This is a genomic window from Billgrantia aerodenitrificans, assembly GCF_021404405.1.
Classification (GTDB): domain Bacteria; phylum Pseudomonadota; class Gammaproteobacteria; order Pseudomonadales; family Halomonadaceae; genus Halomonas; species Halomonas aerodenitrificans.
The window spans coordinates 169,603-182,971 of the sequence record NZ_JABFTV010000002.1 but is presented as its reverse complement, the minus strand read 5'-3'; the positions used below and the strand labels follow the sequence as shown (position 1 = coordinate 182,971).

Annotated in this window: 11 protein-coding genes; 7 read left to right on the top strand and 4 right to left on the bottom strand. The window is 65.5% G+C overall.

Annotated features, from left to right (window positions below):
* Positions 1-243 precede the first annotated feature (243 nt).
* Positions 244-510 carry a YjiS-like domain-containing protein gene (locus HOP59_RS04155; RefSeq protein ID WP_010629441.1) on the top strand — a complete coding sequence of 89 codons (267 nt, stop codon included), beginning with the start codon at positions 244-246 and terminating at the stop codon, positions 508-510.
* 50 nt (positions 511-560) lie between these two features.
* Here the strand turns inward: HOP59_RS04155 and HOP59_RS04150 are convergent, their stop codons facing one another.
* Complete coding sequence (locus HOP59_RS04150) at positions 561-2,201, bottom strand: L,D-transpeptidase family protein (protein WP_234252922.1); 1,641 nt, start codon at positions 2,199-2,201, stop codon at positions 561-563.
* Positions 2,202-2,371: 170 nt separating this feature from the next.
* On the opposite strand from HOP59_RS04150, the gene HOP59_RS04145 reads away from it, so the two are divergent.
* The 6 genes from HOP59_RS04145 to HOP59_RS04120 all read left to right on the top strand — a co-directional run bounded on the left by HOP59_RS04145 (position 2,372) and on the right by HOP59_RS04120 (position 9,601).
* Positions 2,372-3,097 carry a murein L,D-transpeptidase catalytic domain family protein gene (locus HOP59_RS04145; protein WP_010629443.1) on the top strand — a complete coding sequence of 242 codons (726 nt, stop codon included), beginning with the start codon at positions 2,372-2,374 and terminating at the stop codon, positions 3,095-3,097.
* A gap of 363 nt (positions 3,098-3,460) precedes the next feature.
* Positions 3,461-4,813 carry a NarK family nitrate/nitrite MFS transporter gene (locus HOP59_RS04140; RefSeq protein ID WP_010629444.1) on the top strand — a complete coding sequence of 451 codons (1,353 nt, stop codon included), beginning with the start codon at positions 3,461-3,463 and terminating at the stop codon, positions 4,811-4,813.
* A gap of 91 nt (positions 4,814-4,904) precedes the next feature.
* Positions 4,905-6,197, top strand: coding sequence for a nitrate regulatory protein (locus HOP59_RS04135; RefSeq protein WP_234252921.1), 1,293 nt, complete (start codon positions 4,905-4,907; stop codon positions 6,195-6,197).
* Between the two features lie 317 nt (positions 6,198-6,514).
* On the top strand, positions 6,515-7,819 hold the full coding sequence (locus HOP59_RS04130; RefSeq protein ID WP_234252920.1) for a CmpA/NrtA family ABC transporter substrate-binding protein: 1,305 nt from the start codon (positions 6,515-6,517) through the stop codon (positions 7,817-7,819).
* A gap of 25 nt (positions 7,820-7,844) precedes the next feature.
* Positions 7,845-8,699, top strand: coding sequence for a nitrate ABC transporter permease (gene ntrB / locus HOP59_RS04125; RefSeq protein ID WP_234252919.1), 855 nt, complete (start codon positions 7,845-7,847; stop codon positions 8,697-8,699).
* An 11-nt stretch (positions 8,700-8,710) separates the two neighbouring features.
* Positions 8,711-9,601 carry an ABC transporter ATP-binding protein gene (locus tag HOP59_RS04120; protein WP_234252918.1) on the top strand — a complete coding sequence of 297 codons (891 nt, stop codon included), beginning with the start codon at positions 8,711-8,713 and terminating at the stop codon, positions 9,599-9,601.
* A 63-nt stretch (positions 9,602-9,664) separates the two neighbouring features.
* Here HOP59_RS04120 and HOP59_RS04115 read toward each other — a convergent pair whose 3' ends face one another.
* Genes HOP59_RS04115 through HOP59_RS04105 form a run of 3 tightly spaced genes read right to left on the bottom strand, consistent with a single transcriptional unit; the run spans position 9,665 to position 13,348 of the window.
* Positions 9,665-10,033: an AtuA-related protein gene (locus HOP59_RS04115; protein ID WP_234252917.1), complete on the bottom strand. Its 369-nt coding sequence runs from the start codon at positions 10,031-10,033 to the stop codon at positions 9,665-9,667.
* Positions 10,020-11,438, bottom strand: coding sequence for an acyclic terpene utilization AtuA family protein (locus tag HOP59_RS04110; protein WP_234252916.1), 1,419 nt, complete (start codon positions 11,436-11,438; stop codon positions 10,020-10,022). The genes HOP59_RS04115 and HOP59_RS04110 overlap by 14 nt, the downstream gene beginning before the upstream one ends.
* Positions 11,435-13,348, bottom strand: coding sequence for a TRAP transporter permease (locus HOP59_RS04105; RefSeq protein WP_234252915.1), 1,914 nt, complete (start codon positions 13,346-13,348; stop codon positions 11,435-11,437). Before HOP59_RS04105 ends, HOP59_RS04110 begins: the two co-directional genes overlap by 4 nt.
* Positions 13,349-13,369: the final 21 nt, after the last annotated feature.

Below are 13,369 nucleotides of genomic sequence, written 5' to 3'. Positions count from 1 at the left end.
TTGTTCATTACCCATCGAGAAACGTCCCTCATGCGCTGGCTACTTCCAGGCAACAAGGCAAGTCGGCAACATCGCGTATCCATTAACGCGATGCGTACCCGTTTGCTGCTGCCGTGGGCCGGCCGTCGAAACGACGACACCTGAAGGACGCTGGCCGCGGCACTTGTCGCGGCCAAGCCTGGATAGCACTTTTCCCGTCTACCGCGCACAAGTTCCCGGCCTCCACTCAAGGAGACCGAGATCATGGCACTACTTCGCACTACCCGTCGTCTGCTACGCGCCGTGGGCGCCCACTACGCCAATCGCCGCCGCGATGCTTCGCTGCGCGACTGCGATCCCCGCATGCTCAAGGACATCGGCCTGCGCTGGGAACGCGGCAAGCTGGTACCGCTCCACCCGGAGCGTATCGCCACCGGCAAGAGTGAAGTCGTAGCGACTTCCGGCGCTGCCTCCGCTGCAAGCGAAAGCCCCCGCACGGTCTGTCCCCGCTGCGGGGCAAGCCTGGCTTAGCCATGCCCCGGCCACAGGACGTGGCCGGGGCTTTTTTCACGCCCGCTGGCTCACAGCTCCAGCGGGCGATCCAGTTCGCGCAGCAGCTCGTCGTCACGCTCGTAGATATCGGGACGGAACGAGAGCGCACCGTCATCGTCAGGGTTGACGGTCCAGTAGTGCAGGATGACCGGCATGCGGTTGGCGAGCGAGACGTTGCGGGTTTCTCCGCTGTCGATGCGCGCGTCGATGTCCTGATCGCTGTCGGTATCGTCGAACAGCAGTTGGGCCAGTCCACGAATGTTCTCGACGCGAATGCAGCCAGAGCTGAAGGCGCGCTGATAGCGCGAAAAATTTCCCTGTGCCGGCGTATCGTGGAGATAGACCATGTGGTCGTTAGGAAAGCGGATGGCGAGCTGCCCCAGTGCATTCTGCGGCCCCGGCGCCTGGCGCAGCACGATGTTGCCGGGATTGTCCCAGTCGACCCGCCAGGGGTCGAGCGGCTGCCCGGAAGGACTCAGTACCTGGATGCGCTCACGCCATAGATATCCCAGGTCGCGGCGCACCGCCGGCAGCACGTCCTGGCGCAGAATGGTGGGTGGAATCGTCCAGGTGGGATTGACGGTCATGTGGGTGATCTCGGAGCGCAGCGACGGCGTACGCCGATAGGGCTGCCCCACCACGATACGCGAGCGCCAGACCTCACCGTCGGGACGAAAGTAGCTGAGCTCGTAGCCGGCGATGTCGACCAGCACATAGGCCTCGGGCAGGCCGTGCAGCAACCAGCGGGCACGCTCCATGTTGAGGCGAATCTGATCGATGCGCCGCTCGACGGGAACGTTGAGCGCTGCAAGCGTCTGACGTCCGACGATGCCGTCGGGCTCCAGCAGGTGCCGCCGCTGGAAACGGCGCACTGCCGCTTCCAGGTCGCTGTCGAAACGCCGCGGATCGGCGCCCTCCCGAGCCTCCCCGGAAGCGGCGCCGTTGTCTTCATCCCCGTCGTCGGTCGCCCCATTTTCGAGCACACCGGCCACGGCCAGACGTTCACGCAGAAGCTCCACGTCGTCGTCGTCTCCCACACGCAGCGCACTATCGCGTTCCGGCAGCCGCTCCCAGCCGCCCTGCCGTTCGATGTCGCGATAGCGAGCCAGCCCTTCACGCAAGCGCTGGTAAGGCGTGTAGGGCGGTCGCGCCTCCACCAGCATGCGGTCGAATTGCTGCTGGTCGATGGCATCCGATATCGCGGCAAGATCCAGGTCGGGCGCCTCCACCGGCACCTCCCAATCCGCGCTCAGCGATTTGGGGTCGACCTTGCCCCGCTGCAGATGTTCGAGCGCCGTGAACAACATGCGGCTGGCAAATAGCTCGTAGTGGATTTGCCGTTCGCTATCCGCGTCCTCGTCGCGCACGCTGCGGTATTCCGCCTCGATATCGTCGGGACGGTAGTCCTCGGGGGTCAAGCCATCCTCATCGAGGGCACGCAGCGTTGAAACGAGCCCGGCTATCGTTTCCTCATCCCGCCAGGCCGGTCGATGGTCGCGCTGGGCATAGAACGCCTGCAGCAACTCGCTTTCATCGGCCAGCGCGCGCGACAGGCTCGGCCTGTCATCCGCATCGTCAACGCTCGCCTGGCGCGCCCGCTCCTCCGCCGAGGCTCCCGGCATGGCGACAAGCAGCATCACCAGTACTCCCATCCATGTAATAAAGCGCATCGATCCCCCCTGCTCCGTTGATGGCTGGTCTGGCCTTCCTGGCCCCTCTCTTCATAATAGTGCCTGGCTAGTGGCTGCAAGCCAGCCGGGCCCGTGCATCTTCACTTTTCTTTACGTTTACCCTGTATGCGGCGCTGCCGCTGCGGTGTTGCAACGCCATAGGCATGCCAATGCGCTTTCTACCGACGCTACGACTTCCGCTCTCGACCCTGGCCGCCTCCCTGCTGGTCACCCTGCCCACCGCCCATGCCGGTAACTTCCTGAGCCAGGCAGGGCTTTCGTATCCTTCTCCCGCACCGCTCAGTCGGACCCTGGCCAACCTGGCTCCCGACGCCAACCCGGTGGTGCTGAAGCTGGCCGCCAAAGCCGTGGCCTGCGCCGAGCCCGATGCCAGGCGCCTGGCCGTCATCGACTTCTCCCGCCCCTCCACCGAGCCGCGCCTGTGGGTCTTCGACCTGGCCCAGCAGCGCCTGATGTTCGAGGAGCTGGTTTCCCATGGCCGCGGCTCGGGCGATGCCGAGGCCACGGTGTTCTCCAACACACCCGAGAGCTACCAGTCGAGCCTCGGCCTGTTTCGCACCATGAACAGCTACTACGGACGCAACGGCTACTCTCTGCGCCTGGAAGGGCTGGAGCCAGGCGTCAACGACCTTGCCTATCAGCGTGCCATCGTGATCCACGGCGCCGACTACGTCAGCGAGGCCTTCATCCGCCAGACCGGCCGGCTGGGGCGCAGTCACGGCTGCCCGGCGGTACGCCAGGAAGTGACCTATCCGCTGATCGACAGCATCAAGGAAGATCATTACCTGTTCGCCTACTTCCCCGATCCCGAATGGCTGGAAAACTCCGCCTTCCTCAGCTGCGAGCGTGACGCCACCCAACTGGCCATGTACTGATCCACGGTTAAGACCTGCTGAACCCTGAAGACCTGCTGAACCGATCTCGCCGCCCTCCCCCCTAGCACCAGCAGGGGGCATTATCGTGCGGCACTGCACCATTCTTGCCACCCTGTGACCACTCTCCCACCTCTCTCTTGTCATTCTCTTCCAGGGTCATACGGACTCCGATCCACCCATCAAACCATAACCCGATGTTTTAAATGAACAACGTGAAGATGTGGCAAACGGATTGCTTGATATGAATCAAATTGCCGGGTAGGCGTGGACCAGGCTTCCAAGGGAAGTACGAGTGCGTCAGACCAGACCTTCAACGGAGAAGGGCGAACTCATGTATCGACAATCCGTACGAGGTCACAGCCCATGGAAATTCTCAACAAGGCGAACCGCATTCGTCTCTTGAGCCTGCGCACGCCACAGATGCGTGCCTTCCACTTCTCCTGGTTCGCCTTCCACATCTGCTTCTTCGGCTGGTTCGGCATCGCCCCGCTGATGGCGGTGGTACGCGAAGACCTTAACCTGACCCAGACCCAGATCGGCAACACCATCATCGCCTCGGTCTTGATCACGGTGATCGTGAGGCTGCTGATCGGCGTGCTGTGCGATCGTATCGGGCCGCGCAAGACCTACACCGGCCTGCTGGTGCTGGGCTCCATTCCGGTGATGAGCATCGGCTTCGCCAACAGCTTCGAGACCTTCCTGCTGGCGCGCCTGGCTATCGGTGCCATCGGCGCCTCGTTCGTCATCACCCAGTACCACACCACCATGATGTTCGCGCCCAACGTGGTGGGCACGGCCAACGCTACCAGCGCCGGCTGGGGCAACCTGGGGGGCGGCACCACCCAGATCGTCATGCCGCTGATCTTCTCCGGACTGCTGATGCTGGGCGTCAGCGAGACGCTGGGCTGGCGTCTGGCCATGGTGGTACCGGGCGTGGTGATGTTCGTCACCGGCATCGGCTACTGGCTGTTCACCCAGGACGCCCCCAACGGCAACTTCGACGAGCTGCGCGCACGCGGCGAGCTGCCCCCCGCCACCGGCGAGAACAGTGCCGGCAAGAGCTTCATGTCCGCCGCCAAGGATATTCGCGTGTGGGCGCTGTTCGTGGTCTATGCCATCTGCTTCGGCGTCGAGCTGACCATCAACAACATCGCCGCCATCTACTTCTTCGATCACTTCGACCTGACGCTGGCCACCGCCGGCATGATCGCCGGCCTGTTCGGGCTGATGAACGTCTTCGCCCGCACCCTGGGCGGCGTGTTCTCCGACCTGTTCGCCCGCAACGGCGGCCTCAAGGGGCGCGTGCGCTGGTTGTTCATCGCCCTGATCTGCGAGGGCATCGCCCTGGTGGCCTTTTCGCAGATGCACGTGCTCTCTTATGCCATCGGCATCATGCTGGTGTTCAGCCTGTTCGTGCAGATGGCCGAAGGCGCCACCTACGGCGTGGTGCCCTTCATCAACAAGAAGGCCCTGGGTGCGGTGGCCGGCATCGTCGGGGCCGGTGGCAACGTCGGCGCCGTGGCTGCCGCCTTCCTCTTCCGCAGCGAAGCCATCACTTATCAGCAGGGCCTGTTCTACCTCGGCCTGATCGTGCTGGTACTGGCCTCCTGCGCTCTGCTGGTGCGCTTCAGCGACGAAACGGAAGCCGAGGAAGCCGAAGCCTATCGCCAGGCCGTAGGCGAGGATACCGGCGCCGGCGCGCTGTCGCTGCGCTGATCGCAAGCACCGCGGCACCCGTGCCGCAACGCTTGCCCAATCTGGCCGCCGCCCTCGGGGCGGCGGCCATTGCGTATGAACGAGGTGAGCCATGACACCCGCCGAACGCCTGCTGCTGGCAGCCAAGCGCTGCGAAATCGACGATCTCGAACACCTTACCGCCGCCTGCGACATCGTCGGCGACGTCAGCCGTTTCATCCACGCGCTGCAAAAGGAACGCGGCGCGTCGAACGTCTACCTGGCCTCCGGCGGACAGCGCTTCGCCGAGCATCGTCAGGAGCGTATCGAGGAGTGCCTGGCCACCGAGCGCGCCCTGCGCTCCCGCCTGGAGGCGCTGGGCGAGACCGCCGGTCGCCCTGCCACCACCGCCAGGCTGCTCAAGCGGGTCGCCTTCGTCTGGCACGCCCTCGAAGGTCTGGACGCGCTGCGCCGGGACATCGCCGCACTCGGCATCGGCCCCGACGCGGCAACGCAATCGTACAATCAGCTCATCAGCGCCCTGCTCTCGGTGGTGTTCGAAGCCGCCGATACCGCCGGCGACCCCGACATCACCCTGGCACTGGTTGCCATCTTTCATCTGATGCAGGGCAAGGAGCTGGCCGGCCAGGAGCGTGCCTGCGGTGCCGCCGGCTTCACCTCCGGTACCTTCGATGACGCGCATCGTCAGCTGCTGCTGCACCTGATCGACGCCCAGCAGCGCTGCTTTGACACCTGTCTCGAGTTCACCAGCGAGGCAGTGCGCGAACAGTGGCAGCTGGAGATGCCCGGCCGCACGCTGGCCGGCATTCAGCAGCTGCGGGAGATGGCCTGCGGCGACGTTGCGCTGCCGGAGAGTGCCAGCACCCTGGGCGAGACCTGGTACGAACTGACCACCTGGCGGATCGATGCCATGCAGCGGGTCGAGACCTTCATGATCGGCGAGCTGACCAGCCTGTGCCTGACGCGAACCCTGGATGCGCGGCGCAGCCTGACCCACCGGGATGAGCTGACCCAGCAGTTGAACGATGGCTTGCCGAGCGTGTGCCAGCAGTTGGTGGAGTTGCTCGACGGCAGCGCCAGCCAGGAGCTGGGCGAGGTGACCGCCCGGGTAGTGGGCTCCTCGCTCAATCGCTCGCTGGTGGAGCTGATGCGCGCCCAGGCCGGGCGCCTGCAGGCCCTGAGCGACGAGCTGGAGGACACGCGCAGGGCGCTGCGTGAGCGCAAGCTGATCGAGCGCGCCAAGGGCCTGATCATGTCCCACCAGAAGATGAGCGAGGAACAGGCCTACGCCTTCCTGCGCAAGATGGCCATGGACCAGAGCAAGAGCATGGCCGAGATCGCCCAGACCGTATTGGGGCTGGCCGACATCCTTCAGCCAACGGCGGAAACCGGAATCGAGCACTGAAAATGGCACAGGCGGCAATGGTGCATCGCACAACCCGAGCGCACCTTCGCGGCGCCTGCGAGCCGGACACGGCCCTTGACAGGCATCACAAACAAAATATCAACGAATTGTTTTTAAAAGAAATAAATCAATAACAAGGCGCAATGGCACCCAAGCTGCAAAGTCTAACCGTCCGCTGAGTCAACGACGGTTCAGCGCTTCCATGCAGCACCAGGACCAGACAACGGCGTCTGCCCAGGTTCCCGTGACATCGTCATGCGAATCGGGGCAGGCGCCGTCTTCATTTGGCCAGACACTTCTTATTGGGAGCCATACCCATGAACAAGACCAACAAGGGCAACCCCGTACTCGACCGCCGCCGTTTTCTGCAGCAGACCGCTGGCGTCGTGGGCGGTACCGCTCTGCTCAGCAGCCTGCCGTTGAGCTGGGCCGTGGCCAGCGGACGGCCTGAAACCACTTCGGCCAAGCTCGGCTTCATCGCCCTGACCGATGCCGCACCGCTGTTCGTGGCAGTGGAAAAGGGCTTCTTCGCTGCCCACGGCATGACCGACGTCGAGGTACTCAAGCAGTCCTCCTGGGGCACCACCCGCGACAACCTGGTGCTGGGCTCCCAGCGCAACGGCATCGACGGCGCCCATATCCTCACCCCGATGCCCTATCTGATGAGCGCCGGCGCCATCACCCCCAACAACCGGCCGGTGCCGATGAGCGTCCTGGCGCGCCTCAACCTCAACGGCCAGTGCATCTCGGTGGGCAACGAACACGCCGACCTCAAGGTACGGCTCGACACCAGCGAGTTCGCCGAGGCCATCGCCGCCAAGCGTTCCGGGGGCGATGCGGTCAATGCCGCCATGACCTTCCCCGGCGGCACCCACGACATGTGGATTCGCTACTGGATGGCGGCCGGCGGCATCGACCCCAATCGCGACATCTCCACCATCACCGTGCCGCCGCCCCAGATGGTGGCCAACATGCGCGTCGGCAGCATGGATACCTTCTGCGTCTGCGAGCCGTGGAACCACCAGTTGATCAATCAAGGCATCGGCTACACCGCCAATACCACCGGCGAGATCTGGAACGATCACCCCGAAAAAGCCTTCGCCCTGAGAAGCGATTACGTCGAAGCCAACCCCAACGCTGCCATGGCGCTGCTGAAAGCGATCATGGAAGCGCAGATGTGGTGCGAAGACCCTGCCAACCATGAGGAGATGGCCCAGATCTGCTCGCGCCGCCGCTGGATCCATGCCCCCTATGCCGATCTGATCGACCGCATCCAGGGCAACTTCGACTACGGCACCGGCCTGGTGATCGAAGACCATCCGCAGATGATGCGCTACTGGAAAAACCAGGCCTCTTATCCCTTCAAGAGCCATGACCTGTGGTTCCTCACCGAGAACAAGCGCTGGGGCTACCTGCCTCAGGACTTCGACAGTCAAGCGCTGATCGAGCAGGTCAACCGTGAGGACCTGTGGCGCGAGGCGGCCGCCGCCCTCGGTATCGACTCCGCCGACATTCCCGATTCCACCTCCCGCGGTGTGGAGACCTTCTTCGACGGCAAGACCTTCGACCCAGAAGACCCCCAGGCCTATCTCGACAGCCTCGAGATCAAGCGCCTCGCCTGATCTCGCACGAGAAGGAGACATCGTCATGAGTAGCATGCAACGCAGCAACACAATGGCCAAGGCGGTCTCGTTCCGTTGGGCTCCCGACTTCGCCGCCATTCAGCAAGTGCTGGTTCAGCGGGTGCTGCCACCGGTGGTGATCATCGCCCTGCTCGGCATTCTGTGGGAGCTGCTCTGCTCTTCCCCCGGTGCCGTGCTGCCGCCCCCTTCCCAGGTGCTGCGCGATACCTGGGAGCTGATCGTCAATCCGTTCTACAACCATGGCGGCAACGACGTGGGCATGGCCTGGCAGATACTGGCCAGCCTCGAGCGGGTGGCCTACGGCTACTCCCTGGCCGTGGTGGCGGGCATCGCCCTTGGCGTGCTGGTGGGGCAGTCGACCTGGGCCATGCGCGGCCTCGACCCGGTGTTCCAGGTGCTGCGCACCGTGCCGCCGCTGGCCTGGCTGCCGATCTCGCTGGCCGGCTTCCAGGACAGCACCCCCTCGGCGATCTTCGTGATCTTCATCACCGCGATCTGGCCGATCATCATCAACACCTCGGTGGGCATTCGTAACATCCCCGAGGACTACCGCAACGTGGCCCGGGTGCTGCGCCTCAACGGCATGGAGTATTTCACCCGCATCATGCTGCCCGCCGCCGCGCCCTACATCTTCTCGGGACTGCGCATCGGCGTCGGCCTGTCATGGCTGGCCATCGTCGCCGCCGAGATGCTGATCGGCGGCGTGGGCATCGGCTTCTTCATCTGGGACGCCTGGAACGCCTCGATGATCAGCGACATCATCCTGGCGCTGGTCTACGTCGGCATCGTCGGCTTCGTCCTCGATCGCATGGTCGCCTTCATCGGCAGTTGGGTGACCCGCGGCACCGCCCAAGGCTGAGGAGCAAGAACATGAGCAACCGCTATCTGAGTATCGAAAACGTCGACATGACCTTCCATGCCAAGGGTGTGGAGAGCCAAGTGCTCAAGGGCATCGATCTGACCGTGGACCGCGGCGAGTACATCTCCATCATCGGACACTCCGGCTGCGGCAAGTCGACCCTGCTCAACATCGTCGCCGGGCTCACCGAATCCACTTCCGGCGCGGTGATCCTCGACGGCAAGGAGGTCAACTCACCGGGGCCCGACCGCAGCGTGGTGTTCCAGAACCACTCGCTGCTGCCCTGGCTCACCGTCTACGAGAACGTGGCCCTGGCGGTGAACAAGACCTGTGCACGCACCAAGAACAAGGCCGAGCGCCACGAGTGGATCATCAAGAACCTGGAGATGGTCGGCATGGGGCATGCGCTGGACAAGCGCCCGGCGGAGATCTCCGGCGGCATGAAGCAGCGCGTGGGCATCGCCCGGGCGCTGGCCATGGAGCCCAAGGTGCTGCTGCTCGACGAGCCCTTCGGTGCGCTCGACGCCCTGACCCGCGCCCACCTGCAGGAGGAAGTGATGCGCATCCAGGACGAGCTGGGCAACACCGTGATCATGATCACCCACGACGTCGACGAGGCGGTGCTGCTCTCGGATCGTATCGTGATGCTGACCAACGGCCCTTCGGCGCGCATCGGCGAGATTCTCGACATCGAGCTGCCACGCCCCCGCGACCGTATCGCCCTGGCCGACGATCCGCGCTACAACCACTACCGCCAGGAGGTGCTGCGCTTTCTCTACGAGAAGCAGCGCAAGGTGGAGAGCCTGGCCCAGCGGCGCGGTGCCGTCGGCGAGAAGGAGAAAGGCGAGAAGCAGAAAGACGAGAAGGAGAAAGCCAAGGAGAGGGCCAGAGCCAAGGCGTGAGCCTCGCCCTGCCCCAACGCCAACGGGCCACCCTTGGGTGGCCCGTTGGCGTTGGAGCCGACCTTAAAGATCGTCCGCGAGCGTCACGCTCATGCCCAGCAGCAGATAGGAGAGTGTCTTGCCGTGTCCGTCCAGGTTGAGGGCGCCGTTGACCCCGCCCTGCAGCACGTCGTCGATCACCAGGTTCATGCCGGCCAGGCCCGGCATCAGGTAGCGGCGCACCCGGCTGGCACCGCGATGGGCGAACAGCGCCAGCACCCGCTCTTCGGTGACCTGTTCCACTAGGGTGTCGTAGTGACTTGACTCATAGGCAAACAGCGCCAGGTTGAGCCGGTCGCCCTTGTCGCCAGCGCGGGCATGGGCCAGGCGGTGCAGGGCGACCGCATGTCCCGCCCGGGGGCTTGCGGCCTTGTTCACGTCAGCGTGCGCCATGGGCGACCCTCCTCTCGTTGGCCATCTTCGTCTCGAAAAGAGTGGTATCGAACAAGGTGGCAAAGGCTTCCACGTCGCTGCGTTGCACCAGATAGGAGGCGGTGCATACACGCCGCTGAAACTGCCGGCGCACCCCGCCACCGCCGGCCGGGCCAGCACAGTACAGTGCCAGCAGTTCCTGAGTCGCGCGCTCCACCCAGCGCCGCTCGGCATGCTCGGCGGCCAGCCGCAGTCGATAGTCACCGCCAGCGGCTGCCGGCACGCTGCGCTGCAGATCACCGGCATCGCTGTCGAACACACTGGCATGGCCGACGATGTCCAGCCGCGTGCGCAGCTCCGGCGGCGCGCGGAAGGTCAGCCTTTCGCGCAGCACCTCGGCGGCCAGCTGAGCCCGGGCCAGCGCGTTGGGGCCGGCGTAGGAGATCTCCGCCTCGCCCTGCCAGCCGCCCTCGTAGCAGACGGTGGTCTTGAGCCGCTGCGGTGCCGGCTTGCCGCGAATTCCGCGCACCGCCACCCGGTCGGGGCCGATCTGCTCTACCCGCACGGCGGAAAGATCCACCACCACGTCGGGGGTCAGGTAGTTGGCCGGGTCGTGCACCTCGTAGAGCAGCTGTTCCTTGACCGTGCGTTCGGTGACGGTGCCGCCCGTGCCGGCGGGCTTGGTCACCACCAGGCTGCCGTCTTCCTCCATCTCGATGATCGGATAGCCGACCTGGGCCAGGCCCGGCACCTCCTTGCAGCCGGGGTCGGCGAAATAGCCCCCCGTGACCTGCGCGCCGCACTCGCCCAGATGGCCGGCCATCATGCCCGCAGCCAGGCGGTCCCAGTCGTTCCAGGCCCAGCCGAAGTGGTGCACCAGCGGCGCCAGGAACAGCGCCGGATCGGCCACCCGACCGCTGACCACTACCTCGGCGCCAAGCTCCAGCGCCTCGACCAGCGGTGCCGCACCGAGATAGACGTTGGCCGAGATCAGCGCCTCTTCGCCGGGCAGCTCGCGGCTCTCCGCCTCCCAGCGCTCGAGATCGACTTCGCCCAGCCGTGCGCGGATATCGTCGCCGTGCACCCGGCCGATTCTCGCCCCGCCCCGCTCGCTGCGGGCGGCCAGTTCGGCTACCACGCCGCAGGCGCCGTCCGGGTTGGCCGCACCGAAGTTGCCGAGAATGGCGATGCCGTGCTGCAGGCAGTCGTCGAGCACCGGAGTGAGCAGCTCTTCCAGCAATGGCTCGTAGCCCGCCGTCGGGTCGTCGCGCAGGGCGCGGTGAGCCGCGGCGAGGGTACGTTCGCCCAGGGTCTCGAAGATCAGCGCGGCGGGCTGGCCGCGGCGGATCAGCTCTCTCACCACGGGAATGGCGGCATCGGTACGGTCGCCGGAAAAGCCGGCGCCACTGCCCAACAGAAAGGTCATGAGTGGGTCTCCTTGGCCGTCATGCCATGTGCACCTGGGGCCTTAGCAGCGACCGGAGCCGCTGCCAGACGCTGACGCCGCCGGGCGTAGAGCGCCACCAGCAGCAGCAAGGCGCCAGTGGTGGTCAGCCAGCCGGGAATGAGCGCCAGACCCACCACCAGCCCCAAGCCCGCCACGTCGAGCAGCCGGCTGCCGGTGACGGCGACCCGCGACATCAGCGTGGCGAAGGCGAGCACGAACACCACGCCCTGGGAGCTGGCCAGCAGAATGTCGATGGCGCTGCCGAAGCCGGCCAGGGCGGGATAGATCAGCAGCAGGAACGGGATCACGTAGATCGCCGCCGCCAGGCGCACCGCCTCTACCGCCGCCGGCAGCCAGTTGGTCCCAGCGATGCCCGCCGCGACGAATACCGCCACGCACACCGGCGGCGTGATAACCGACAGGGTGGCGAAGTAGAACACGAACAGGTGGGCGATCAGCGGTTCGACGCCGATGCTGGTGAGCGCTGGCGCGAGCACCGAGGCCACCAGCACGTAGGCCGCCGTGGTGGGAATGCCCATGCCCAGGATCAGACACACCCCGCCGACGATGAAGGCCACCAGGAACAGCGACTGCCCGCCCACGTTGACGATCAGGCTGGCCAGGGTCACGCCGATGCCGGTCATGCCGATCATCGCCACCAGCATCTGCGCGCCGGCCAGCAGCACGCCGATGATCACCATGCCCTTGCCGGCATCGATCAGCCCCGAGAGCAGCTTGCCGGCGATCTCGCGCAGCGGCGTACGCGCCAGCAGGGCAAAGGGCACGAAGGTCAGTATCGTCATCAGAATGCCGTAGAAGGCCGACATCTGGATCGAGCGCCCGGAAAGCACGCCGTAGAAGAGCCCGCCCAACGCCGCCAGGATCGGGATGATCCGCTCCGGCCGTAGCACCTCGGGCCAGGTGGGTAGCTCCTCGTCGGGCACCACCTGCAGGTTGCGCCGCCGCGCCACCAGATGAATGGTCAGGAACACACCGAGATAGAACAGGATGGCCGGCAGCAGCGCCGCCAGGGCGATGCGCAGGTAACTCTCGCCGAGGATCTCGGCCATGATGAAGGCCGCCGCACCGAGGATCGGTGGCGCGATCTGACCACCGGTGGAGGCCACCGCCTCCACCCCCGAAGCGAAGGGCGCCGGGTACTTGAGGCGCTTCATCATCGGAATGGTGAAGTTGCCGGTGGTGGCTACGTTGGCTACCGCACTGCCGCTGACCATGCCGAATAGCCCCGAGGCCACGGTGGCCACCTTGGCCGCACCTCCCGGCGAGCGCCCGCTGATACGCAGCGCCAGGTCCATGAAGGTCTGGCCGCCGCCGGTGTGCAACAGCAGGCAGCCGAACAGCACGAAGGCGGCGATGGTAGTGGCGGCCACGCCCACCAGCATGCCCCACACACCGAGATCGCCGAGATAGAGCGTCTCGGTGATGTAGTAGAGATCGAAGCCGCGATGCCCCAGCGGTCCGGGAATCGCCGCGCCGAGCCAGGCGTAGGCCAGCCCCGCCAACACCAGCAGCGGAAAGATAACGCCGATGGCACGCCGCGACAGCTCCAGCACCGCCACCACCAGCACGGCGGTGAATAGCATGTCCCGCGGCGTGGCCCAGGGCAGCTCGACGAGAATGCGTTCGTAGTTCATCACCACGTAGCCGCAGGCCAGCACCACGCCGGCTGCCAGCCCCAGGTCGCAGGCCAGCCCCAGCGGGCGCCAGCGCTTGCCCGCGCCCAGCGGATAGAGCGTCAGCCCCAGCAGGATCACCAGCGCAAGAAAGATGCCCCGCTGAACCATGCTCTCGAAGGGGCCGGTCGCCGAGGTGTAGAGGATCAGCCCGCCCAGCAAGAGGGCCAGCAGCTTGGTCAGGTTCTCGCGCATGGCAATCGTCTCCCCTGGCCG